The following is a 25,169-nucleotide window of genomic DNA, read 5'->3' on the forward strand; positions in this document are numbered from 1 at the left end:
GGACATCCGTGATGGATATCCCTTTTGTATTTAGCCGAATAGCTTATTAATATTGTCTTTCCAGTAACCATGCATCCTGGAAGTCAGGAGCATACTTTGCTTTGATAGCATCGCGGCTGTCGGCTGCATCAGCTTTATCATCGAAGCTGGCAACGATTACACGCAACATACCTTGTTCGTTTTCACCTAATACCGCATTGTAGCCTGCATTCTGCATACGCTCTTTCAAAGAGTAAGCGTTTGTCTTGTTTTTGAAGCTACCGATAACAACACTGTAGCGTTTCAGACGGCTGGCGTCTTCACCCTGTGCAGCGCTGATTCTTTCCGAGCGAGTCGTTGCCGTAGAAGTTCTGGGTTTAGAAACCGGTGCAACTTCTTCAACAATCTCTTCTTCTTGTTCTACTACCTCAACAGGAGCTGTAGATTCTTTTTCTTTGGCTTGTTCGTAAGCAGCCTTATAAGCACTCTGTTTAGGTTTACATGAGCCGAATGCTAATACCATACTTATAGCGGCTCCAAATAACCAAATCTTATTCATACTGTTCAGTTCTTAAATTACTTGTGCAAAGATATAAATTATATTTACTAATTTCGCACACAGAATATAATATATTATAATGTACATGAATAAATCTATTGCAACAATGGTTATGGCAACATCCGTATTACTAGGTGCTTGTAATCAGGAAGCTAAGAAAGCAGAAGACACAAAACCGGTTATCGGACGTTCGGAAATCAAAATTGCCGACGGTCGGATGACGCCCGAAGCTCTTTGGGCCATGGGACGTATCGGAGGAATGAATGTTTCGCCTGACGGACAAAAAGTAGTTTACACCGTAGCTTATTACAGTGTACCTCTCAACACCAGCAACCGTGAAGTATTCGTTATGAATGCCGACGGATCTGATAACAAACAGATTACGCACACTCCTTTTTCGGAGAACGAAGCGACCTGGATCAAAGGAGGCAAGAAGATCGCTTTCCTTTCCGGTGAAAGTGGCAGCAGCCAGCTTTGGGAAATGAATCCGGACGGGACCGAACGCCGCCAGTTGTCGAACTATGACGGCGATATCGAAGGTTTCGCTTTCTCATCGGATGAGAAGAAGGTTTTGTTTATCTCTCAGGTGAAGACCGTACCGAGTACAAAAGATAAATATCCGGATCTGGACAAAGCGACCGGTATTATCGTGACCGACCTGATGTACAAGCATTGGGATGAATGGGTGACAACGGCTCCGCATCCGTTTATTGCTGACTTCGACGGAAATAAAGTGGGTAGCCCGATCGATGTGCTGGAGGGCGAACCGTTTGAATCGCCGATGAAACCTTTCGGTGGTATCGAACAGTTGGCATGGAACACTACTTCCGATAAAGTAGCTTATACCTGTCGTAAGAAAACGGGTAAGGAATATGCTATTTCTACCAACTCGGATATTTATGTGTATGACCTGAATACAAAGCAGACGGTCAATATCAGTGAGGGAATCATGGGATATGACACGAATCCGCAGTATTCGCCTGATGGTAAATATATTGCCTGGCAGAGTATGGAACGTGACGGTTACGAAGCCGATCAGAACCGCCTGATGGTAATGAACCTGGAAACAGGTGAAAAGACATTTGTCAGCAAGGACTTCGACTCCAATGTGGACGGTTTCTGCTGGAGTGCCGATGCGCGTTCAATCTATTTTACCGGTGTATGGCATGGTGAATCGCAGGTATATAAGATCGATCTGAATGACGGTAATAAATTGACAGCACTGACTTCCGGTATGTATGACTATGACTCTGTCAACCTGCTGGGGGAAAATAAGTTGATCGCTAAACGCCATTCCATGAGCATGGGAGATGAGATCTATACGATCGACCTGGCAGATAATAATAAGGTGACTCAACTGACAACTGAAAACAAGCAGATTTACGATCAGCTGGAGATGGGTAAGGTAGAAGGACGCTGGATGAAGACAACCGACGGCAAGCAGATGCTTACCTGGGTGATTTATCCGCCTCATTTCGATCCGAACAAGAAATACCCGACTTTGCTGTTCTGTGAAGGCGGTCCCCAGAGTCCGGTCAGCCAGTTTTGGTCTTATCGTTGGAATTTCCAGATCATGGCAGCCAACGATTATATTATCGTGGCCCCGAACCGTCGCGGTCTTCCGGGTTTCGGTATGGAATGGAACGAACAGATCAGCGGTGATTACGGCGGCCAGTGCATGAAAGACTATTTCACGGCTATCGATGAAATGGCGAAAGAACCGTATGTCGATAACGACCGCCTGGGTTGTGTCGGTGCCAGCTTCGGAGGCTTCTCTGTTTACTGGTTAGCCGGTCATCACGATAAACGTTTCAAAGCATTCATTGCTCATGACGGTATATTCAATATGGAAATGCAATATCTGGAAACAGAAGAAATGTGGTTTGCCAACTGGGATATGGGGGGCGCTTACTGGGAAAAGAATAATCCGGTGGCTCAACGTACATTTGCCAACTCTCCGCATCGCTTTGTCGATAAGTGGGATACGCCTATTTTATGTATCCACGGTGAAAAAGATTACCGCATCCTTGCCGGTCAGGGGATGGCTGCTTTCAATGCTGCCGTACTTCGTGGCGTTCCTGCCGAACTGTTGATCTACCCGGATGAAAACCACTGGGTGTTGAAACCGCAGAACGGTGTATTGTGGCAGCGCACATTCTTCGAATGGCTGGATAAGTGGGTGAAGAAGTAAAATAAAGGTAGAAGGGTATTTAGTACTTCTACGTTTTCAATATAAGGATTGCTTCGGTCTTCTGTAAGAAATTGCAGATGACCGAAGCAATCCTTTTTTTTATTTGTTTTCTTTGAAATGTCATGAAATACATGTTATTTCGAATAACTATGTTAAAACTCCCCTGAATTTGTACTAAATTTCTCCAATCTGATACCATATGTCAGATGTGAGTGACTGCCTATTGTTCGAATATTTATTTTTGTAAAACGCGAAATAGCATGATTTACATGATATTTCAAAAAAGTATTTGTTGATGGCTTATCTGTACTGAAACACAGGTAAATATAAAGAGAACTAAAAGTACAGTATCTATGAGAAACGTTTTATTACTAATTCTAATCTGTTATACCAGCTTCGTTTCCGCTAAAGAAGGCATACAAACGGACAGAGGACCAGTGGTTGCAATAAAGACCAATATCCCTTATTGGGCTACAGCTACTTTCAATGCCGGTGTCGAATTTCGTTTAGCCCGAAAATGGACATTGGAGCTCGAGGCCGGCCTGAATCCTTTTTCCGGCAAGAATGATGATGGTAGCTACGGCAAGTCGTTGAAACATTTGCGCCTGCATCCGGAACTTCGCTATTGGTTTTGCGAAAGCTTTTACAAGAGCTTTATCGGTATTCACGTACCTTATATATTATATAATGTATCCGACATTAAATTGTTGGGTACCGAAGGCGAGCGTCATCAGGGGTGGGGTACCGGTGTCGGTATCAGTTACGGATACCAATGGCTACTGTCGAAACATTGGAACCTGGAAGCTACGGTAGGCGTAGGTTATTTGTACCTTGAATCGGATAAATATCCTTGTACCAATTGTGGCAGCAAGATTGAGAAAGTAAAGAAACATTATTTCGGTCCGACACAGGCTGCGGTAAGTTTTATCTATTTATTCTAAAAGAACTCCCTTATGAAACGCTTACTAACTATAACAACCATGCTATTCGGTGCCGCAACGATCCTGTCGGCTCAGGAGACTGTCTCTGGAGCCGTGCAGGAAGGCACAATTTTAGTAGAACGGAAACTGGTAGAAAAGGCCGATTCTTTTCTGATTGTGGATATGACTGTCAATATCAGTAGTATAGAGGTTGATTGCAACCGTTCAGTCGTATGTACTCCGGTGCTTCAGCGGGGAGACAGCCTACGTTTGCTGCCCCCGATCGTTATCAATGGGCGCGACCGTCATATCCTGTATGAACGGCAGGAACACGATATACGGCCGGAATCCCGTTTTGTAGTACGCCGTTATAATAAGCAGGAACAGCGGCTAGATTATCATGTTCGTCTTCCGTTCTGTAAATGGATGGAAAAGTCCGAATTTGCTTTACTAACTGACCTTTGTGGTTGTGGTTGGGAAGCCTTGCAGAACGATCGTACTGTCTTATTCCCGGTCAATTTGGCCGAACCGGTCGTATTGGCTCCACAACTGGTTTATGTGGCTCCGCAGGCCGAAGCCGTAAAAAGTCGTTCACTGGAGGGCAGTGCCTTTCTTGATTTCCCTGTCAACAAAACGGAAATCTATCCGGACTATCGTAAGAATCCACAGGAACTGAGTAAGATACGAGAGACTATCGAATCGGTGCGCAATGATAAATACGCAACGATCACTGAAGTGGATATCAAAGGATATGCTTCACCTGAAGGCGGATATGCCAATAATGCTTATCTGGCAGAGTACCGTGCTAAGGCTTTATTGGATTATGTACGTAATATGTATGACTTCGGGAATGCTCGTATGCAGGTTAATTTCGAACCGGAAGATTGGGAGGGACTCGAACTGCGTGTTGAAGCTTCCAATCTACCGGAAAAGGAAGAAATATTAGCGATCATCCGAGCCGATGAACCGGCCGATTGGGATAAACGTGAGTGGCGATTGAAGATGCTTGCGGGCGGAATGCCTTATAAGATATTGCTACGCGATATATACCCGGCCTTGCGCCATTCGGACTACGTAGTGAAGTACACGATACGCAACTTTACGGTAGAAGAGGCGAAGGAGTTGCTTTACACTGATCCCCGGCAGTTGAGTCTGGAGGAGATGTTTCGGGTGGCACAGACCTACGAGCCGGGCAGCGACCGTTTCAAGGAAGTGTTCGAAATAGCGGTCCGTATGTATCCGGACGATCCGATATCTAACCTGAATGCTGCCAATATCGCTATCAGTGAGGGTAAACTAGGGCAGGCAAAGCGTTATCTGGCAAAGACAACCGATACGCCCCAGCGGCAATTGGCGGAAGCGGCTATCTGTATGCTTGAGAACGATCTGGATCGGGCAGAGAAGTTGCTCACCCCGCTTGCCGCACATGAAGAAACATCGGTGGCCGAGGCTGCCTGTAGCAACCTGGAGCAGATCAAGCTGAAACGCGAAGAATAATTAAAATTAATAACGTAATTCTATAACACAATGAAAAAGAAAAACTTTTATGGCTTATGGGTGGCCGCGCTGTTAATGATGGCAGGAGGTTGCTCTGAAGAATTGGATGGAGGAGATGACATTAATGATAGGATTGATGGTAAAGGCGAAGAGGCTTATGTGGCTGTCACTATCTCTTCACCTACGACAAAAGCTTTAACGAAAGCAGATCGCCCTACAGGTGGGGAAGATGGGGATGAATTTAATGGTGGAACATCGGATGAAAGAAAGATCCATGATGTGACAGTGATTCTGTATGGAAATGCAGATGGTGAGAGTTTAAATAGTGTAACAGATTGGAACCAAACAGTGACTGCTGAAAAAAAAATTGTCGCAGTAGGATATCATAAATTGGATAATCCTGAGATCGCTCATCCCGGAGGTAATAATCATTCAAGTGTGACAGTTAAAATAAAGTCTTTAATTCCGAATTCACTTATTGATAAGGAGTTTGGTTTGATTTGTGTGGCTAACATTGGGGAACAGTTACAGAAGGCAATTTCTGGAGAATCTGGTAAAAAGATTGAAACAGTTGGGCAGTTAGGAGATTATCTTGTTGGAAGCAAGATCGAAGACATAACAGGAGATGCTAAAGATCGTTTTGTCATGTCTACTCATACGATGAGTATTGATGGCCTGGGTACTTCCAAGGTAAGTATCAGTACAGGAAATAATGAAACGAATCCGGCTGTGACTACTGCTTTTATTGAACGTCTGGCTGCGAAGATAGAGGTAAAAAAAACAGGTGGAGATGACGGTTATACAATAACTGATACAGGAAAGGAAGATGGAAACGAAATAGGGAAAGTTTTCCTTAAGAACTTCACTATCGTCAACCAGTTACAGGCTGGTACTTATCTGTTGAAACGTGTGACGGGAATAATGAATGAACTTAACACTTCAAATGATAACGATACTTATATTGGAGATGAAACATCTACGCCAAGTGGCTTGGCAACAAATTTTGTCATAGATCCATGGACACGTGGAAAAACTGGCTTTTTTAATATGATAACAAGAGCGCAGGATGAATATAATATAACTGCTGGAGAAACGGAGTACAAAATTTTATACAAAAACAGTTTTACAAACCAAAAGGTTCAGGATGCATCAGACAAACTGTATGGTGATTTCTTTAAGGATAACGGAAATTATCATTCTATTGTTAATGTTGAACCTGTCTACACCATGGAAAATACTACCTCTAAAGCAAATCAACAGAACGGATATTCAACAGGTGCTATCTTTGAAGGGGTGTATGTTCCGAAAAGCTGGTATATGGTGTCAGGTAATGAGTACAAGTATCCTTTGGTGAATAATGATGGTTATAAAACTGGTACTCCAGCCGACTATTATGTTTATAATAACAAAATTTACAAAGATCTTTGGACTGTGTTTGCAGATTGGTTTTATGCTAACCTGGAGAATGTATTAGATGAAGGGGAGGAAAAAGACGATGCATATAAAAACTTTATGGAAAAAATTGCAGGGAAAGGTCTTGAGCAAACAGATAAAGATGAAGTAAAAGCAATAGTTGAGAGTGATCCAACAGGCTATTTACAAGCAACATTCTCACAAACAATAAAATTCAGTGATTATGAGAAAAAGCTTGATGAAATTGGGCCAACTCTCTATGAAAACGGTATCTCTGCATACCCTGACGGTAAGAACTATTATAAATATTGGATCAGGCACTCAAATAATGATGACCCTGATGTAATGGGTGTTATGGAATTCGCTATCGTTCGTAATAACATATACGACCTGACAGTTACGAAAGTTTCAGGTATGGGGGAATCTCCATTCAAACCTACTGATCCGGAAAATCCCGATGAAGGACAAGATCATTACATCAGCGTCGAAATCTACGTCAAAGACTGGGTAGTCCGTGACAATGGTAACATCGAACTCTAACCAGCCAGTCCTGGTTGAACCAGCACTACCATGCTGACCTCCCCGGCACTATAAGGCTGACCTTTATAGTACTATAGTCACCGCCTGTCCAACACTATCGTGCTACAATCTTAGTCTGGCAGGCATGAAAAAATATGTACGCTTTTGGATAAAAAGCCGTACGTATTTCCAATAACGGATCGGCAGCTTTTCCTGAATGAGTAGGCACCTGTCCCCAAATGAGTCGGCACCCATTCAAAATAGTTGCCGACCCATTTGAAACCATAGCCGGAGCGGATTTTACCGGCGGAATACCCGCCTGATACCTGCTCAGAATAAAGTTTTTACAAAAACAGCGTCACTTCATTCACCCTTGTGCACTGTTTCTTGATAATCAAACAATATAAGGGTGAATGACCCTGTCTTTCCGGCGTCACCTCGATGAATGAATAGCTTCAAACCCGGTGACGCCGAAAAAAGACAACCCTTCACCTGTGTATATATTATATATCAACAGGTAAAAGACAAAAGATGGATGGTGATTCCAATTCTGATGAAAAAGAAAATAAATCAAGTCTGCTGACTGACAACATATAAACAAGCAATTAAAACAGATCGAACATGAAACGATTTATCAAAACTTATACCCGACTAATCTCTTCACTCCTGCTGCTGGGAGCGTCTGCCTGCGATTATATTCATGACGACTCATTGCCGCCGTGTGAATTTCGCCTGCATTACGTGTACGATTATAATATGAAATTCGCCGACGCCTTCCAGCATGAAGTCGATCAGGTCACCCTCTTTATTTGCGATGACCAAGGTGTTTTTCTTCAGCAGCGACAGGTAGAAGGCGACGAATTGAAAACCAATGATATCCGTCTAGACCTGTCTCCCGGTACCTACCATCTCGTTTCGTGGGCGGGACTCGACGACGGTACTTACCGCCTGCCTCAGCTGACACCCGGCACCTCTTCGGTCGAAGATATACGCGTTCGTACCCTTCGTCAGCCGGACGGTACGCAACCCCTCGAACTTCATCCTCTCTGGCATAGCCTCGACACCATCGTCGTGACCGGCCTTGCCCATGAGGAGCAGACAATAGGACTGGCCAAGGACACCAACAAACTGCGCTTTGTTCTCCAAAACGTAAAAGGCGACAATATGGACGTGAACGACTTCACCTTCCGCATCATTGCCGACAACGGTTACATGGACTACGACAACTCCTTGCTGTCCGACCCGAAAATCAGCTATCTCCCTTACTATACTGAAAACGTAGAGATAGCTGCCGATCCCGATCCTGAGTCTACGGTCTCTGACCAGCTGGTTGCCGTAGCCGAAATGAACACCATGCGTCTGATGGCGGGCGAAAACTATCGCCTGATCGTACAGCATAAGGGCTGGGAAAAAGATGTGCTGAATATCAACCTCAACAATTACCTTTTGCTCACAAAAATGGAGGGTCACGACATCAGTGCCCAGGAATACCTGGACCGTCAGGACGAATATTCCATCATCTTCTTCCTGACCCCGATTACCTGTCCGGATTGCCCTGATCCTGACCCAACGCCCGATCCAGACCCTGATCCTGATCCGACGCCTGACCCCGATCCTGAGCCAACCCCCGAACCCGAACCTGATCCCGACCCGACACCTGATCCTGATCCGGTCATCGGTTATGCGTGCTACACCATCCAGGTAAAAGACTGGGTGATACGTTTGAATGAAACGGAGTTATAACCTATAAAGAAAGTGCATATGAAGTACCGATTAAGAAATACGTTCTTTTTCTCGCTTTTATTGGTTTTCTTATTTGCCTGTTCAAACGAAGAACCGGACGGTCTCCTGCCGGGAGACACTAAGACAGTCGACTTCCGGCTCATGCTCTCTGCCAGTCAGGAGGAAAACTCCCAAAATACAACGCAATATGAAGGTATGCGTAATATCCTTGTGGTTATTACGGATAACGATGGCAAAATATTGCAGAGAGAAGAGGAAGATTTACAATGGGAAGAGGGGAAGGAAGCTATATTAGAGGAAGGTTTTTCAATGGAAGTCCCGAAAGAAGCAGCTTATGTGTATGCTTTTTCTAATTTGAATAGTCCGTTGTTGGAGAACAATGAAAATATTCTGGAGGCGTTGGAGGTGGGGAAGACGCTGCCTGTCTCATTTGATGAGCAAGGTGTTTTAAATGGTAGTATTCCTGATGCAAAAATAAAGAATGATGTTAAAATAGTAGTGGATGAGCGGAACTCTATCCCTATGTCCAGTCATCCCCACAAATTGGAGTCCGAAATGGTGGAAATACCTTTGTATCGTATGATAGCAAAGGTGAAAATGAGTATCGAGAATAAGACAGCCGGAGAGGTTGCTGTGTCGAAGATGATCTTGGAAAAGTTCCAAAATGATAGAAAGATTTATATGCTTCCTTATAAGTCTTTGGAAAATATAAAAGAAGAGTATATCCCTTTATTTCCAGATAACGATGCTACTGGATTTAGTAATGTAGATAAGATATTTTTCGAGCAAGGTGAGGAAAGTCGTTTTGAATTAGCTACGGCTGATAAAAGAGAGGCTATATTTTATGTGCATGAGTCTAAGTTGGATGGACAAGATAATATCAAAGTGCAGACTACTATTCAACGACAGGAAGAAAAAGAACAGAATCTGACCGGTGTAACCCATTTTACTTATGTACGTCGTAACGACTTGTTGATCATTCCCTTGGTAATTAGTGATTACTCTTTGGAAGTGACAGTCAGCGAGCAGCGGGCTCCGATAGGAGGGTATCCTTTTACATACGAAATGTCTCTTGTACCTAGCCTGGCCTATTCGATCAAGAATTCGGGTGAGCTGACAATCAAACTGGCTTTGATACAACAGAACCTTGATGGAACCGGAGGTAGTGGCGTTCAGTTCACAACAAAGGGTTGGCGGTTGACATCGGATGGAAATGATGCTATTACCTGGAAAGATAGTCAGCCGAATGAGGGGGATGAGGTCACTCAAGTGACACTAATGGTTCATAAGCAAGGTAGTGCCGAGTTGTCATTTACAGCAGTGACAGAAAACAATAAGGAAATCTCATATACAATAGAACTTATTTATAAATAAACAAAAAGTAAATATGAAAAGGTCTCAATACAATAAAATAGTACGACCGGCTTATCTCTTACATTTGTTGTTGGCAATAAGTTGTATCGCTTATGCTCAGACAAAGGAAGGGGAGTATGAGCGTGGACATATCTGGCATGAAAAGGTGGATACGGTATATGTGTATCCTGGAGAGCATACTCGTATGTTTATACAAACCAAGGCTAACGGAGGTATTTATGGCTTTTCACGTTGGATAGGATTGGGAGATGAGGCAAAGGATGAGAGCTGGTATAAGACGCATTTTACATGGTTGCCCCGAAATCCAGGTGGTTTTAAATATGACGAGAAGCTAAACTGTTATATTGCAAATGATAAGTCGACACCGGCAAGTCAGCCTCATTATCGTTATGTAGAATATATTGCGGATGACGGGCAGACAACAGATAGTTCCGGTATTATCGACTCTTTAGCCTGGGACGGAAGTGCGTGGAATGATTGGCAATGGGAGAAAGGTCAGAATTATATCGACCAATTGCCGACAGCAATTAATATTCGTCGAAAGTTTATTATCAAAGATGCAAAGGCAAGATATACGCAATTGAAAGCGGCACAGGAAGCATATCAAAAGTCGGCTGAGACAAAGGGGGATAATGATGCGCTTGTTGAAGACGGGTACTTTGAAAAATATGAAGTACATACACCTCTTCGTACTGAAAAGAATCATGGTTCGAAAGACTGGGAAACCGGTGTTAACTTCCGTTTGAAGGAGAGTCTGGCAAATTATTATGTCAAAGACTATAGTGGTGAGTCTCAGGATAGCATTCATTATCATTGTGCAAAATATGTTCGGTGGAGAGTGTTTGATGAAAATAAAAAGGCTGTAGCTTATTGTGATATAAGAGACGGTAGTACAAACAAAGATGTTCCTACAGGCGGATATGTTGTCGAGCATGAATTTCCGACTTTGGGCTGTAAATATTCTGAGTATACAGGGAAAGGTACTGATGAACCTGGAAAAAATAATACAATTATTACCAATGCAGCCGTTTTCTACTGTATGAACCTGCAAGGCCCTATCACTAAACAAACAGCAGGAGAATCTATAACCAGATACATTACAGCCGATGTCTCTGCCGATAAAGAGAACTGGTTTCCTGTGGCCCTGATCACTGTTAAGCTGGAGCCTTATTCGGATCCCAGAACTGCAGGGGAATTGGAACAAGCAAAGGATTATAATTATCGTAAACGGAGCCAGGACTTATTGGATGAGGATGTGAGCTATGATCTGATTGCCGAAATCAATTTCGATGATCCTGAGGTGGATGGAAATAAGGTTGTTAAGGATCCGAAAGAGAATTACAGACCGACCCGTTTGAACAAAGAATCGTCCGAATATGCATTTGCCGATTTGAGTGCTTATGATCAAAATCTGAGGACTCCCAAGTCACGTACTCTCTCCCGTTCTGAATATGTGTTGTATAAAACATTGAATGTCGCTGGTATCAGTCGTGTAGGAAAGGAAGGGTACAATGACTATTTTTGTAAAGATGGATCATATTATGTAAAGGCGTATGATCGGTTATATGAGCGTTTGGTACTGAAGGGGGAATCGACCCCTGGTAAAATGGGGTATTTTTTATATTTGGATGCTATCGATGAGCCTGGAAGAATTGTCTCTTTACCCGTGGAAAATCAGCTTTGTAAAGGAACCAGACTTCTGGTGACGGCGTGGGTTTGCAATATGGAAGCGAGGACATCTAGCAGTATTGCAGGGGATATCGGCTTTACCTTCAAGGGATTTACAAGCGACGGAGAAGTTAAGGACTTATATAAGTTTTATACCGGTTCGATGAGGCATACTCCGGCAAAGGCGACTGATCGTGAATTGCCTCTGCGTCTGGAGTGGCAGCAGGTTTGTTTCGAATTTACCATTCCTGATAATATTGATTATGAATCTTATCGGTTGGAGCTGGCTAATAACTGTCAGCACTCCGATGGTGCCGATTATGCTGTTGACGAAATCAGGGTCTATCGCTCGACTCCTAATATCAATGTACGCCGAAAAGCCGCCTGCGATGCAAGCTCAGTCCTGCTGAGGTCTGATTATGAAATGCTGTTGTATAATCTGGGTGTAACAAAAGATGAACCGGTTTGGGGGGATGATGCGGATTTAGATGATGAATACAAAAAGCAATATATATTGCTTCGTCTGGGGCTTAGTGGCTTAGATGATGATACTGATGGTCTGAAGAAAAGTGACTATTTTAAAAATCTGTATTTCTCTTTCCTGGAAGATTTTCATGTAACCCCGGTTACAAGAAGTGTGGATGATGATACACATAAATGGTTGGAATTGGATTATAATGGAAATGGTCATTTAGGGCGTTTCGGACGTGTTATTGTGCCGACAAAAGAAGAGTATATTCCGGCAAGTCAGGAAGATGCGAAAGAAATGGCTGCAAAATTGAATCTGGAAGCATTGAAAGAGTACAGGGAAAATTATTCAGCATTAAAACAGTTAGCAGAGCAAAATATTATAGACTTACATGAAGCAAAAGAGCCTGATTCATATACAGCAAACGACTTAGAAACTGCTTATCAACTATTTGCTGATTTGGGACTGGCTCCTATCAGTTGTGCCTGGAAAGTTTCCACAGAAGGCAATGACGCCGATACCGGGTATATTTTTCTGGCTGATATCAAGACAGCCCGTGAAGGGCAAGATACGGATGGTGGTGATAAGTTAGTTCCGGGAATAGAATACTACGCGATGTTGATTAATGGCTCTCAACAAGATGTTTCCGACGGGAGTAATGCCGATCCGCATTCTCCTTGTGCATTGATTGCTCCGTTTTCAGTGCTGCCTCCGCTTCGTCTTGTTATCAATGGAGAGTCGGATTATACCCAAAGTGGATATTGTTTAAACAATCCAGTGCATATTGATGCTACTTTGCAGGCATCTAAGCCGGATGGTGGAGTTATTCATTTTGAACCGGAGAATTATTGTTTTGATTGGTATTTTTTCCATGAAGATGAAGCTTCTGGTGATAATGATACCGATGGTGAGGGGAATGACAAAGGGAATGCAGAGACTGGAAATGGAAATCTTTGGCCGGATGAAGTAGTACTTTTGTTTGCTGACTTAAAACTATTCAGGGAAGATTTGAACAAAGATGTAAGTGGTGAACCCAAGAAAGGGAATGTTGAAGATTTGAAAGCATGGAATCCGGGGGCAGATAGCTTGAAGTCTATAAAGGAAAAGTTGATAAGTTTAGTGGAGGAAGGATCTTTGCTATTATCTGTCCATAGTCCGGAATTTACGTTGACTGAAGAGAATCGAATATTTTATGTTTTGCCTTTTACGGTAGACGAACAGGAATTAAAGGAAGAAATAGAATCTGTGACAGGTAGCTCGAATGCGTTACTCTGTTTGGAGCCTCAAAAAGTAGAGCTTGAAGCAACGACGAAGGCTCCTGTGATGAAACTTGGGCTTACCGACATACAGTATCCGGAGGATATGTCGGAAGTACCTTTACGTATTGGTCTGGAACAGATTAAAGAGTGTAGACGGGATGAATCATCTTTCTCAAAGGCTTCTCTGCAAATACCGGTGCGCCATATTGAATTGACAGATAATTCAAACGCAGATCACTTGGGTATTTCGTCGGTAGATTTGAAAGATTCCGTTTTGCTATACAAAATAAATGGTGATGTCGTTGAGGAACTTCCGATTGTCGCGGTGCTTACAGATATGAAAGCAGAAAAGAATGGAAGCGATAATTATATTCGTTTAAATTTCTTGCCGGATTTTGAGCCGCTCGAGGGGTATATCTATACTTTGATGATTCATTTCGAAGAGAGGACGATAGACAATAATCGTATAGAGACTTGTGACGGTATCGTGTATCTTCCGCTTAAAATAGTTCCTCAGTATTTGACATGGATCAGTGACGGAACTTCCCGTAACTGGAATAACGACGCTTTGTGGAGGCGTTCGAACAAAAAAGAACTTTATATGGGTAGCGAAGAAGACGCTGATGCAAACCCGGATGGCCTGAACCGGAATGATTTGGAGTATGCTTTTGCTCCGATGAACTTTTCATACGTGACAATACTTAAGCCTGAAAACAGTTCATGGTTGTATAAATTGACGGCAAAGGGAAGTAGTGATCAGTCATTGAATATGATACCGGAGGATAATTCTGACAGAATTGGAGATGCGACTGATCGCATAGAATATGATATGATGACACCGGAAGAGGTTGATGATGGTGTATATGCTGCAGTAGCTTTTAATGGAAACCGTTGTAATGAAATTTACTTTAAGCCTGGAGCAACATTGATGGGGCAGGATTACTTGACTTACAAGAAGGCAAGAGTTGAGTTTGAGATGGTGAAGAACCAGAAATATTTCTTGTCATCCCCTTTGCAGGGGGTGATAGCTGGTGATATGTATGCATGGAAAAGTTCTGCAAAACAGGAAACTGCGGCTTTTAGTAATATAAATTGGGGAGGAAACTACAATCGTTTTAATCCTGCTTTCTATCAGAAAACATGGGATCATAGTGCTAAGATGTATTTGAAAGATGAGGAGGATAAAAGCTATGACGCTGTTGCCTCCAATTGGAGTGTAGAATATAATGATGTTTCAGTCCCTTATGAACCGGGTACCGGTTTTTACGGGAGTGTGGAGAATTTTAATAATGATATGGCTTTGGTTCGTTTGCCTAAAGATGATAAAACTTATGATTATTATGAATATGGTGGAACCAGTGGTAAAGATGATACGTATCCTATTCCTCCGGATATTCAGGATAAACGTGGTAGATTAGGTTTCGATACGGGAGTAGCGGAGTTAGAAGCTGAAGTCATAAATGCTACCAACGGCTACTTCTTCTTTGTAGGCAATCCGTTTATGACCTATTTGAATATGAAAGAGTTTTTTGATGGAAATCGAGAGTTGATTAGAGCTTACTGGACGGAATATGACGCATTTGTATTAGACAAAGATAACGAAACGGTAAGTACAGACGGTAGTACTGGCGGTTTTCTGAAACCCATGCAAGGCTTCTTTGTTCAGAAACGGGATGCAGTTGAGGCGAAATCCCTTACTGTCACTTTTACTCCGGAAATGATGTCGGCAGATAATAATACCTCGCTTTCAACCCGTTCATCAGAAGGAGAAACTTTCCCGACTCTTTACATCTCAGCCAAACGGAATGACGAATGTAGTTCTATTTCCATTGTCAAACGGGAACAGGCTGATACCGACTACCGCATCGGCGAGGATGCAGCCGTATTATTAGATACGGACGAAAAACAGCATCCTGCTCTGTACAGCGTAGCCGGAAATCAGGCGGTGGTTATCAATCAAACGTCGGTTATTACCAACATCCCGCTGGGCATTTACAGCGATAACGCAGAAGATGTAACCCTCACTTTCGAGGGCATCGAGCAGTTCGACAGTCCGCTTTACCTTTATGATGCCCTGCTGGATCAAAGTATCCGGCTGGATGCCCTGAACACACAGGTAACTGTTCCCGGTTCTACGCATGGCCGCTATTTCCTGAACGGTGGAAAAGAGGGGCTACAGGCAGAAAGCGATATTGCCATCTATTCTCCGGTAGCCGGTGAAATTGTAGTTGCCACCTCTTCCTCTGACAGACTGAAGACGGTACGGGTATATGATCTTTCCGGCAGATTACAACTCAGTCTCCAGTCAATAAACGAACCGGTCAAACGCCTCTATCTGACAGGAGGCGTCTATGTCGTAAAGGTCTCAACCGAAAAGGGAGATGTGAAAAGCAGCAAAGTGATCGTGAAATAGTAATGTAAATAGAGATAAAAATCCCTTTTGTAATCGATTTTGTAGTGTATAATCGATTGCAAAAAGGATTTTTATTATTGTTGTTTTATAGGTTTCAGAGTGAGTTTATTAAACCGTCTCCAAAGCAATACCCCCAACGTCGTCAGACTTATCGGAAATCCGCACCAGATGCCGATCGCTCCCCAGTCAAAGATAAATCCGCAAATATACCCGATCGGCAACGCCAGCCCGAAGTGGCAGATAAAAGCGCAGTAAGCCATATATTTCACATCCGAAATACCACGCAAAGCATTGGCGAACAATATCTGTAATCCGTCGCCGAACTGGTACAGAACAACCGACCAGGACAACAAAGCCACCATTGCCACCACTTCATGTTCCGGTGTAAACAAATATCCCATATTCTTATGGAATAACATAATAAATGAAACGAACAGGACAGCAACCCCCATGATCAGATGCAGTCCGGCAAAAGAAGCCTGACGAATATTCAGCCAATCGCTATACCCTTTAAAAACACTGACCCGTATCGTAACTGCCGCAGCTATCCCGTAGTAAACCATAAACCCAAGCGTAGTAATAACACCCAATACCTGATGAGCGGCTAATGCCGTACTTCCTAACCATCCCATCATAATAACACTCAGGCTGAACGACCCTGTTTCAACTCCCATCAACAGTCCTACCGGAAAACCTAAACGTATCAGTTTAGAGAGATTCAGCCGGTTGACAACCCCATTTTTGAACCCCACTAAAAACTCCTTATACTTTTCCCTTCGGGTAAATAAAATATAGAAAACGATAAAGGTCAGGATACGGCTGACGAGCGTAGAAATACCGGCCCCTGTCAGTCCCAGTTCGGGAACGCCGCATTTACCATAGATAAGGAAATAATTACCTATAATATTCAGCACATTCGCCCCCAGCATGATCCACATCGGCGTGACCGTATCGGTCGTACCGTCACTGAACTGTTTGAACGAATTGAACAGCATGGCAAATATTACCGAGAATAGTTGCAGGATATAATAAGGAACGATATATGGCATCAACTCTTCCGGCTGCTTTAATATATTGATATTCAGTAAAAGCAGAAGCATCAGGCAACTCAACAGGACCCCGACGATGAAATTGATAAAAAGACTGTTCTTCAGTGTCTCACCGGCCTGGCGATATTCTTTGTTGGCATGCAGCCCACCGATAATAGGAGTGAGGCCGTATGAAAAACCCATTCCGAAAATAAAAGCCAGGTTGAAGAAGTTATTGACGAATGAGGCGGCGGCGAGTTCGGCGGTGCTATGATGCCCCACCATGATGTTGTCGGCAAACCCGACAATAATAATGCCCAGCTGTCCCAACATGATCGGGACACCCAGGCGTATTGTTTCTTTATAATGTTCTTTATAAGCAGAGAATTGTATCATTTAATGATTTCAACTGATTCGATAACCACATTTTCCAGCGGACGGTCCTGTCGGTTGGTCTTGACATTTTGGATGGCATCCACTACGTCCAGTCCTTCTACCACTTCGCCATAAACCGTATATTCATTATCCAGGAAAGGAACACCGCCGATTGTTTTGTAAGCTTCGCGTTGTTCCGGTGTCAGCTTGGCTTCCTCTTTACGTTTTTCCGCTTCCAGTTCGGTTTTACCTACCAGGGTATCGCGGATGATAGCCAGTTCCGCTTTGTCTCCGCTCTGGTAAGCCGCCTTGATCTTTGCCGCATTTTCTTTTTGCAGGCGGGCGAAAATTGATTGTTTCAGACGGCCTTCTTTTTGTTTCTCCATTTGATCCAGTTCGGCATCTTTGTAGACTTTACCGGTTACGATATAGAACTGGGATGCAGAAGATTCTCTTTCGGGATTCACCTCATCGCCGGTACGGGCAGCAGAGAGTGCACCTTTTTTATGGAAATATTTCGGATAAACAAACTCGGCAGGAACCGTATAGCCCAGGTCGCCGGCACCAAGCTGTTTGCTCATCGGAGCATCTTTGGATGTGACGTCACCTCCCTGGATCATGAAATCCTTGATCACACGGTGGAAAAGCAGGCCGTTGTAAGTTCCGTCCTCTACCAGCTTGATAAAGTTATCGCGATGTTTCGGTGTTTCGTTGTATAGTTTCAGTTTGATGTTACCCAGGCTGGTTTTCATCAACACCTGTGTCTCGTTTGTTTGCGTTTCCATTCTTAATTTCGTTTAATGATTATTTATCGACAACTTTCATTGTCTTGATCTTTATATTCTTTAACGGCCTGTCGTCTTCATTTGTTTCGACAAATTGGATTTTATCGACAACTTTCATACCTTTTATGACTTCACCGAAGACTGTGTACTTGTTATCCAGGTGCGGAGCACCACCTTCCAGCATGTAAGCCTGACGCTCTTCCGGAGTGAATGTCCTGTTTTCGGCCTTTTCCATCTTATCCAGTTCCATTTCCGTATAGAACTTTCCGGTGACGATATAGAACTGCGTTCCGGATGAGGCACGTTCCGGATTTTCATCGTCGCTGGTACGGGCAGCGCATAACATACCGCGTTTATGGAAATATTTCGGATAGACGATCTCTGCAGGGATGGTATAACCCGGATCTCCGTCACCGAGATGCTGTTCGATAGGAGCATCTTTCGAGTTGATGTCACCTCCTTGTACCATGAATTGTTTGATCACACGATGGAAAAGTAATCCGTCGTAACGGTGTTCTTTCACATTTTTGATAAAATTATCCCTGTGTTGTGGAGTATCGTTAAATAACTTCACTTTGATCTTTCCCATATCGGTATCGATCAGGACAAGTGTCTCAACTTCCTGCGCTTGCAAATGAAAGGATGACAATATTCCAATAAGGAGTAAACCTATAGCAAACAGCTTTTTCATCTTCGTTTTATTTTGTTATTAAGGCAACAAAAATAGTTACTTTTAGTCGTTAACGCAACCTTTTAACACAACCTTTTCATGCAATGCTTGTTCCTTACTGGTAAAACGTCTAAACAAAACACATTTATGAAAGCATTTGTTAAAGGAGCAGCCTTACTGCTCGGGTTAGGTCTACTGTCTACCCATGCCCAGGCTCAGAAAGTGATCATCAAGGATGAGGAGCCGAATTCAATCCTGTTCATATCCCGTGACAAGGCGGGCGATGAGATTATCCGGATACTGAACGAAACCCAGAATCAGCGTTTCCACGAACCGGGTATTCCCCGTTTCCTGCTGACCGACCGCAAAGGCCGTTTCGCCCTGGGTATCGGCGGATATGTAAAGGCAACAGCCGAATACGACTTCGGCGGTATTGCCAAGGATATTGATTTCTACCCTGCACTGATCCCCAACAAAGGTGCGTCACACGTAAGAAACCAGTTCCAGATGGATGCAACGACCAGTACGGTCTTCCTGAAGTTGGTAGGACATACCAAGCATTTAGGTGACTTCGTTGTCTATACCGCCGGTAATTTCCGCGGTGACGGTAAAGGGTTTGAGTTGAGAAATGCTTATGCATCTTTACTGGGTTTCACACTCGGATACGACTACGGTTCGTTTATGGACCTGTCGGCTATTCCTCCGACGATCGACTTTGCCGGACCGAACGGGATGGCTATCTATCATGCAACGCAGTTCCGTTATGAACGTGCCTTCGGAAAAGGATGGAAAGCCGGTATCGGTGTGGAAATGCCGGTTGTGGACGGGATCACCAATGACAAGCTGAGTATCGGTTCACAACGTATGCCGAATTTCCCGGCTTATCTGCAATACGGATGGAACTCAAAAAGTCACCTGCGTGCGGCCGCTATCGTCAGAAGTATGACCTATGATAACCTGGTAGCCAATAAAGCCGAATCGGAAACCGGTTGGGGTGTTTTACTCTCCACGACTTTCAACGTCTGCAGCAAAGTTCAGGTGTACGGACAAGGTGTTTACGGAAAAGGTATCAGCCAGTACATGAACGACCTGAGTAACCTCAATGTGGATATTGTTCCCGATCCGGCCAAATCCGGCCACATGCAGGTACTTTCGATGATGGGCTGGTATGCCGGTTTGCAGTACAATATCACTCCGAAAGTATTTGTTTCAAGTACTTACAGCCAGTCCCGCCTGTACAGTGACAACGATTACCCTGTCACTCCTTCCGAACAATACCGTTACGGCCAGTATCTGGTAGCGAACCTGTTCTGGAATATAACTCCCGACCTGCAGGTGGGTGCCGAATACCTGAGAGGATGGCGTACGGATTTCAACGATCAGACACGCCATGCCAACCGGATGAATCTGGCAGTACAGTATAGTTTCTAAAAGATTAAGTATATAAAATGTTACTGAATGGGAATCTTGTCATCGCGTTTTAAGCGCAGGGTGACAAGATTTTCTTGTTATAATTGTTAATGTATATTAAATAAAAACTCGTTGACCCCTAGACAGAAATCTTTTGTGTGTATCCTTTATAAACAGACTTAAAAACAGTCATTTTATAAAGATACTTATGAGAGACACGATCATCATATCGCTTCTTCAAAAATATATAAAAGATCAATGTTCGGAACAGGAGTTGTGGACATTGCTTCAATGGCTGAAATCTCCGGACAGCCATGCTGGGTTGGATTCTGTTATCCAGCCGCTTTGGGAAGCTATCGATAGGGATATGGCCCAACCGACTTCAGAAAGGGAAACCGAATTACGCAAAGAAGTTTCTTCCTTATTATCAAAGATCGAACATAAAAATAAATCCGCTAACACCAGTGTTAGGAATAAAAACCGTTTGAACGGTTTTTATCGGATTGCTGCTATTTTAATTCTTGCTTTCAGTGTGACGTTCGGTTTATTAAAAATTTATGACCGTCCGCAACAGATGATTACTTATACGGAAAAAATATCTGCAAAAGGCGAAAAGAAAAGTATACGGTTGGCAGATGGCACGAAGATTATTCTTAATTCTGATACAAAGGTTCGCATCCCCAATAATTTTAATAAAGAAGAACGTACCATAGAGATAGAAGGAGAGGGATTCTTCGATGTGACTCCCGATCCGGATAAACCTTTTGTTATAAAAAGCGGAGAAGCCCAGGTAAAGGTATTGGGTACTTCATTCGATTTCAAATCTTACAAAGAAGATGAATTTATCAAACTAACCGTATCGACAGGAAAAGTCAGGGTAAATGTTGCCGATCAGGACCTTCAGCTGGCTGTTTCACCGAATGAACATCTTTCGATCAATAAAATAGACGGGAACGTTCGTAAGGAAACCATTGAGGAAAACAACTATATAAAGTGGATACATGGTTCCCTGTATTTTAACAAAGAACCGATCCGTGAAGTAATTAAAACAATCAACCGTACTTATAATCGAAAAGTGATTCTGCAATGTAAAGATTGTGAGTATCGCATCACGGGTACCCATGATAACAAAAGTATCGAGGCTGTAATTGAAGCCATCTGCTTTACGACAGGACTTCGAAGCCGACTCGAAGGAGATAATATTATATTATATGATAAACATTAAGTCTAACATTAAAAAAACGGAATGCCTATGATAAACACTAGATGATAAAATATATGAAAAAAGCAGTAGTGCTGCTACACTACTGCCTTCACTGATTTTCAGCAGGGACCTTCAGAACAGTATTGAGCCACTGGGTTGTAAAGTATCTCTGCCTGTCTTAACAAACATCATTTATTAAAACATTACAAATGTATGAATTATAATCTAATCTATAACAAGACTCTTATGCGAACTTCGTTAACCGTTTGTGCTATCGCTCTGTCGTCGCAGTTACTTTGCGCGGAAGGAGCTTTAGGGCAAAGTCTTAAAGAAAGCGATATCACGTATGTGGTGAAACAGACGTCAGTCAGCGACGCTTTTGAACAATTAAGTAAAATCACCGGCTTTAATTTCTTTTATGACGAATCCGTTTTAAAAGGCTTGAAAAATGTAAGTGTACAAATTAAAGAAGGTTCGATAGATGCTATTCTGAATGAATTATCCCGCCAAACGGGATTGTCTTTTAAAAAGATCAATAATACGATATCGGTCAGTCGGGGACAAGTTAAAGCGTCTTTTCCGGCTGTTGAACAAAATGCCAAAAAAGTAACCGGTACTATCCGTGATAATCATGGCGAGCCTATTATTGGTGCTAACGTGTTTGTAAAAGGTACTACCAGTGGTACTGTGACGGATATGGATGGTAATTTTTCTCTGGAAGTACCGGAGAAAGGTACCTTGGTTGTTTCATACATTGGTTATCTGACAAAAGAAATGCCGATAGGAAAAGGACAACAGAGTGTGGAAGTTGCATTGATTGAGGATACACAGGCTCTGGATGAAGTCGTCGTAGTCGGTTTTGCGAAACAGAAAAAAGCCAACCTGACCGGTTCCGTAAGTAGCGTTAAAATGGATGAGGTGATGGGAGATCGCCCGGTTCCGACTACAGGTGCTTTGTTGCAGGGAGCAGTTCCGGGATTACAGGTTACTTCCGGTAGCGGTGAACCTGGTGGCGGTTTGGATTTTAATATTCGCGGTACAACGAGTATCAATGACGGCGACCCCCTTATTCTTGTCGATAATGTGCCGTTTTCCGGTTCGTTGAACTTACTCAATCCGAATGATATCGAGTCGGTTACGGTCCTGAAAGATGCGGCATCTGCCTCTATCTACGGAGCTCGTTCTGCTTTTGGTGTTATCCTGATTACAACCAAAGGGGTCCAGAAAGAACAGAAGGTACAGCTGACATACAGTAATAATTTTTCTTTTTCAAAGCCGACGAATTTGCCGGTAAAAGCGAATCCGCTCCAGACCGTTCAGGCATATTCGGATATGGGTTATATAACATATTATTCCGGTCAGACTGTGGATACATGGCTGGATCTGCTTCATGAATACGGTTCTAATCCGTCTGCTTATCCGGATGGATATGCAGATATAGGTGGCATGCGTTATCAGTTGGCACAAACGGATATAATGAAGGATTTCTTGTCGGAAACAGGTTTCCAGCAGAAACATGATTTCTCTGTGAGTGGGGGTACCGAACGTTCTTCATACCGTATTTCTTTGGGATATACGGGTTCCGATGGTATCATGACAACCGATATGGATAGCTATAAACGTTATAATGCGAAAGGTTTTATCAGTTCGAAAATAACGAACTGGTTGACAGGACAGTTGGATCTTAGTTTCTATAAATCGGATAAAGGCATGCCCAGCGGTGCCAACTATTCCAAAGCGGTGTGGGCTCCGTCTTACAACCCGACAGGGATGATCACGATCAATGACGAAGATCTATATTCCGGTACAGCAGGTAACCTGACTCGTCTGGGCGGTCAGAACACGAATGCGATCTCTGATACGCGTGTCTTCGCCAAATTGATAGCAACGCCGATCAAAGACATGGTTTTGAATGCAGAGTTTACATATGATAACCTGAATGAAACCGAGACAAAGTATTCAAAACGTATCCGTTTTGCCAATGCTGATAAATTCTCGGAAGAATACACTTCTGATTATTCAACGTATAGCCGCCAACGTGCTGTTACAAATTATACGGCTTTGAACATTTACGGCTCATACGCCAAAAGTTTTGCCGATAATAATTTCTCTTTATTATTAGGATATAACCAGGAATCCAATCATTATGATTATCTGAAAGCTGAAACTTCAAATATGATCAATGACGATATGCCTTCGATTTCCCAGTCTGTGGGTGTACAGAAAGCGTATGATAAGTTTACCGAATATACGGTGATGGGATTTTTCGGACGTTTGAATTATGACTACGCAAACCGTTACCTGCTTGAGCTGAACGGACGTTATGATGCTTCTTCCAAATTCCCGTCGGGTAGCCGCTGGGGATTCTTCCCGTCTCTGTCTGTGGGATGGAGAGTGATGGAAGAAAGTTTCATGGAACCGTTGCGCGATTATATTCCTGAATTTAAGATCAGAGGATCAATCGGTACGGTTGGTAATCAGAATATCGATCCCTACCAGTTTGTACCAAGTATGGAATCTGAAAAGTCGAAATGGTTGGATAATAATACACAGCCTATTACTCTGAAGCAGCCGGGTCTGGTAAGTGGAAATTTCACCTGGGAAACGGTTCGTACCTTAAACCTCGGTTTCGATATCAGTGCCTTGAAGAACCGTCTTTCCGCCAACTTCGACCTTTTCCGCCGCGATACGAAGGATATGTTGACCAGCGGATCGCAATTGCCTGCTACTTTGGGTGCAACAGCTCCTTTACAGAATGTAGCCGATTTGAAATCTACCGGTTTCGAACTGGAATTGGCATGGCGTGACCAGATCGGAAAAGTACATTATAATATCGGTTTCAACCTGTATGATTACAAAGCCTATATCACAAAGTTTAAAAATAATGTAGCCGGTGTGATTCGTACTTCTGATAATAAAACCTATGTGGAAGGACAACAGTTAGGTGAAATATGGGGATATGTAACTGATCGGTTGTACACGGTCGATGACTTTGTAGAGGGAACTTTGGATGCGAATCTGAAAAATGGTACCCTGAAAGACGGTATTCCTCATGTGGAAGGTGTGAAACCGAATCCGGGTGATATGATGTTCAAGGATTTGGATGGCAACGGTATCATCAATTCAGGAAATGAAACGATTTATGATCCGGGCGACCGTAAGATTATCGGGAATAACTCATTACGTTTCCAATATGGTATAAACGGTGGCTTGTCATGGAATAACCTCAGCTTCTCTTTCCTTTTACAGGGAGTTGGAAAATGTGACAAATGGTTGACAAACGATTTGATCTTCCCGTATTATTATGAATTCGGTACGATCTATGAACATCAATTGGATTACTGGACTCCTGAAAATACCGGAGCTTTCTTCCCTCGTTTGTATGAAACAGGTATGAGAAATACGAACTATGCAGCGAATGTTCGTGCCCAGACAAAGTATCTGACTAACGGAGCTTATCTGCGGGTGAAGAATCTGACACTGGGATATACAATCCCTCAGAGTGTAATCTCTAAAATTGGTATCAGTAACCTGAGAGTGTATGTTTCAGCAGAAAATCCGTTTACGTTCGATCATATGCCTAAAGGTCTCGACCCGGCGGTCGAAAGTAAAGCGAACGGACTGGGTTATCCCTTCATGAGTTCGTATGCCTTTGGCTTCAGCGTAAGCTTGTAATTCTGTATTATTATGAAA

At 43.1% G+C, this 25,169-nt stretch carries 14 protein-coding genes; 10 read left to right on the forward strand and 4 right to left on the reverse strand.

Annotated features, from left to right (window positions below; all coding sequences use genetic code 11):
* Window positions 1-46: 46 nt before the first annotated feature.
* On the reverse strand, window positions 47-538 hold the full coding sequence (locus tag DWX23_RS22185) for an SPOR domain-containing protein (RefSeq protein ID WP_007652658.1): 492 nt from the start codon (window positions 536-538) through the stop codon (window positions 47-49).
* 85 nt (window positions 539-623) lie between these two features.
* Between DWX23_RS22185 and DWX23_RS22190 the strand changes: the two genes are divergently transcribed.
* From DWX23_RS22190 to DWX23_RS22220, 7 genes are all read left to right on the forward strand, one after another.
* Window positions 624-2,729, forward strand: a complete 2,106-nt coding sequence (locus DWX23_RS22190) for a S9 family peptidase (RefSeq protein WP_199673365.1) — start codon at window positions 624-626, stop codon at window positions 2,727-2,729.
* A gap of 353 nt (window positions 2,730-3,082) precedes the next feature.
* On the forward strand, window positions 3,083-3,670 hold the full coding sequence (locus tag DWX23_RS22195) for a DUF3575 domain-containing protein (protein ID WP_122376103.1): 588 nt from the start codon (window positions 3,083-3,085) through the stop codon (window positions 3,668-3,670).
* Window positions 3,671-3,682: 12 nt separating this feature from the next.
* On the forward strand, window positions 3,683-5,146 hold the full coding sequence (locus tag DWX23_RS22200; RefSeq protein ID WP_122376104.1) for a DUF3868 domain-containing protein: 1,464 nt from the start codon (window positions 3,683-3,685) through the stop codon (window positions 5,144-5,146).
* A gap of 30 nt (window positions 5,147-5,176) precedes the next feature.
* A complete protein-coding gene (locus DWX23_RS22205) occupies window positions 5,177-7,099 on the forward strand; it encodes an Mfa1 family fimbria major subunit (protein WP_122376105.1) in 1,923 nt (640 codons plus the stop codon).
* Window positions 7,100-7,699: 600 nt separating this feature from the next.
* On the forward strand, window positions 7,700-8,821 hold the full coding sequence (locus DWX23_RS22210) for a FimB/Mfa2 family fimbrial subunit (RefSeq protein ID WP_122376106.1): 1,122 nt from the start codon (window positions 7,700-7,702) through the stop codon (window positions 8,819-8,821).
* Between the two features lie 18 nt (window positions 8,822-8,839).
* Window positions 8,840-10,195: a hypothetical protein gene (locus DWX23_RS22215; RefSeq protein WP_122376107.1), complete on the forward strand. Its 1,356-nt coding sequence runs from the start codon at window positions 8,840-8,842 to the stop codon at window positions 10,193-10,195.
* A 13-nt stretch (window positions 10,196-10,208) separates the two neighbouring features.
* Window positions 10,209-16,004 carry a T9SS type A sorting domain-containing protein gene (locus DWX23_RS22220; RefSeq protein ID WP_122376108.1) on the forward strand — a complete coding sequence of 1,932 codons (5,796 nt, stop codon included), beginning with the start codon at window positions 10,209-10,211 and terminating at the stop codon, window positions 16,002-16,004.
* A gap of 74 nt (window positions 16,005-16,078) precedes the next feature.
* Here DWX23_RS22220 and DWX23_RS22225 read toward each other — a convergent pair whose 3' ends face one another.
* Genes DWX23_RS22225 through DWX23_RS22235 form a run of 3 tightly spaced genes read right to left on the reverse strand, consistent with a single transcriptional unit; the run spans window position 16,079 to window position 18,883 of the window.
* On the reverse strand, window positions 16,079-17,428 hold the full coding sequence (locus DWX23_RS22225; RefSeq protein ID WP_122376109.1) for an MATE family efflux transporter: 1,350 nt from the start codon (window positions 17,426-17,428) through the stop codon (window positions 16,079-16,081).
* Entirely contained in the window at window positions 17,425-18,192 is a 768-nt protein-coding gene (locus DWX23_RS22230; RefSeq protein ID WP_122376110.1) for a peptidylprolyl isomerase, read from the reverse strand. The genes DWX23_RS22225 and DWX23_RS22230 overlap by 4 nt, the downstream gene beginning before the upstream one ends.
* A 19-nt stretch (window positions 18,193-18,211) precedes the next feature.
* Window positions 18,212-18,883, reverse strand: a complete 672-nt coding sequence (locus tag DWX23_RS22235; protein ID WP_122357001.1) for a peptidylprolyl isomerase — start codon at window positions 18,881-18,883, stop codon at window positions 18,212-18,214.
* A 126-nt stretch (window positions 18,884-19,009) separates the two neighbouring features.
* Between DWX23_RS22235 and DWX23_RS22240 the strand changes: the two genes are divergently transcribed.
* The 3 genes from DWX23_RS22240 to DWX23_RS22250 all read left to right on the forward strand — a co-directional run bounded on the left by DWX23_RS22240 (window position 19,010) and on the right by DWX23_RS22250 (window position 25,151).
* The gene (locus DWX23_RS22240; RefSeq protein WP_122376111.1) at window positions 19,010-20,293 is read left to right on the forward strand and encodes a DcaP family trimeric outer membrane transporter; all 1,284 of its coding nucleotides are present in this window, start codon (window positions 19,010-19,012) and stop codon (window positions 20,291-20,293) included.
* Between the two features lie 187 nt (window positions 20,294-20,480).
* Window positions 20,481-21,497, forward strand: coding sequence for a FecR family protein (locus tag DWX23_RS22245; RefSeq protein ID WP_122376112.1), 1,017 nt, complete (start codon window positions 20,481-20,483; stop codon window positions 21,495-21,497).
* A gap of 225 nt (window positions 21,498-21,722) precedes the next feature.
* The gene (locus tag DWX23_RS22250; protein WP_233587745.1) at window positions 21,723-25,151 is read left to right on the forward strand and encodes a TonB-dependent receptor; all 3,429 of its coding nucleotides are present in this window, start codon (window positions 21,723-21,725) and stop codon (window positions 25,149-25,151) included.
* Window positions 25,152-25,169: the final 18 nt, after the last annotated feature.

It is taken from the genome of Parabacteroides sp. AF18-52 (genome assembly GCF_003479145.1).
Taxonomy (GTDB): Bacteria; Bacteroidota; Bacteroidia; order Bacteroidales; family Tannerellaceae; genus Parabacteroides; species Parabacteroides faecis.

Coding starts and splice junctions, on each gene's coding strand:
- DWX23_RS22195 (WP_122376103.1), top strand. CDS start 3,083: ATGAGAAACGTTTTATTACTAATTCTAATCTGTTATACCAGCTTCGTT.
- DWX23_RS22225 (WP_122376109.1), bottom strand. CDS start 17,428: ATGATACAATTCTCTGCTTATAAAGAACATTATAAAGAAACAATACGC.
- DWX23_RS22220 (WP_122376108.1), top strand. CDS start 10,209: ATGAAAAGGTCTCAATACAATAAAATAGTACGACCGGCTTATCTCTTA.
- DWX23_RS22250 (WP_233587745.1), top strand. CDS start 21,723: ATGCGAACTTCGTTAACCGTTTGTGCTATCGCTCTGTCGTCGCAGTTA.
- DWX23_RS22200 (WP_122376104.1), top strand. CDS start 3,683: ATGAAACGCTTACTAACTATAACAACCATGCTATTCGGTGCCGCAACG.
- DWX23_RS22240 (WP_122376111.1), top strand. CDS start 19,010: ATGAAAGCATTTGTTAAAGGAGCAGCCTTACTGCTCGGGTTAGGTCTA.
- DWX23_RS22185 (WP_007652658.1), bottom strand. CDS start 538: ATGAATAAGATTTGGTTATTTGGAGCCGCTATAAGTATGGTATTAGCA.
- DWX23_RS22190 (WP_199673365.1), top strand. CDS start 624: ATGAATAAATCTATTGCAACAATGGTTATGGCAACATCCGTATTACTA.
- DWX23_RS22245 (WP_122376112.1), top strand. CDS start 20,481: ATGAGAGACACGATCATCATATCGCTTCTTCAAAAATATATAAAAGAT.
- DWX23_RS22215 (WP_122376107.1), top strand. CDS start 8,840: ATGAAGTACCGATTAAGAAATACGTTCTTTTTCTCGCTTTTATTGGTT.
- DWX23_RS22205 (WP_122376105.1), top strand. CDS start 5,177: ATGAAAAAGAAAAACTTTTATGGCTTATGGGTGGCCGCGCTGTTAATG.
- DWX23_RS22230 (WP_122376110.1), bottom strand. CDS start 18,192: ATGGAAACGCAAACAAACGAGACACAGGTGTTGATGAAAACCAGCCTG.
- DWX23_RS22210 (WP_122376106.1), top strand. CDS start 7,700: ATGAAACGATTTATCAAAACTTATACCCGACTAATCTCTTCACTCCTG.
- DWX23_RS22235 (WP_122357001.1), bottom strand. CDS start 18,883: ATGAAAAAGCTGTTTGCTATAGGTTTACTCCTTATTGGAATATTGTCA.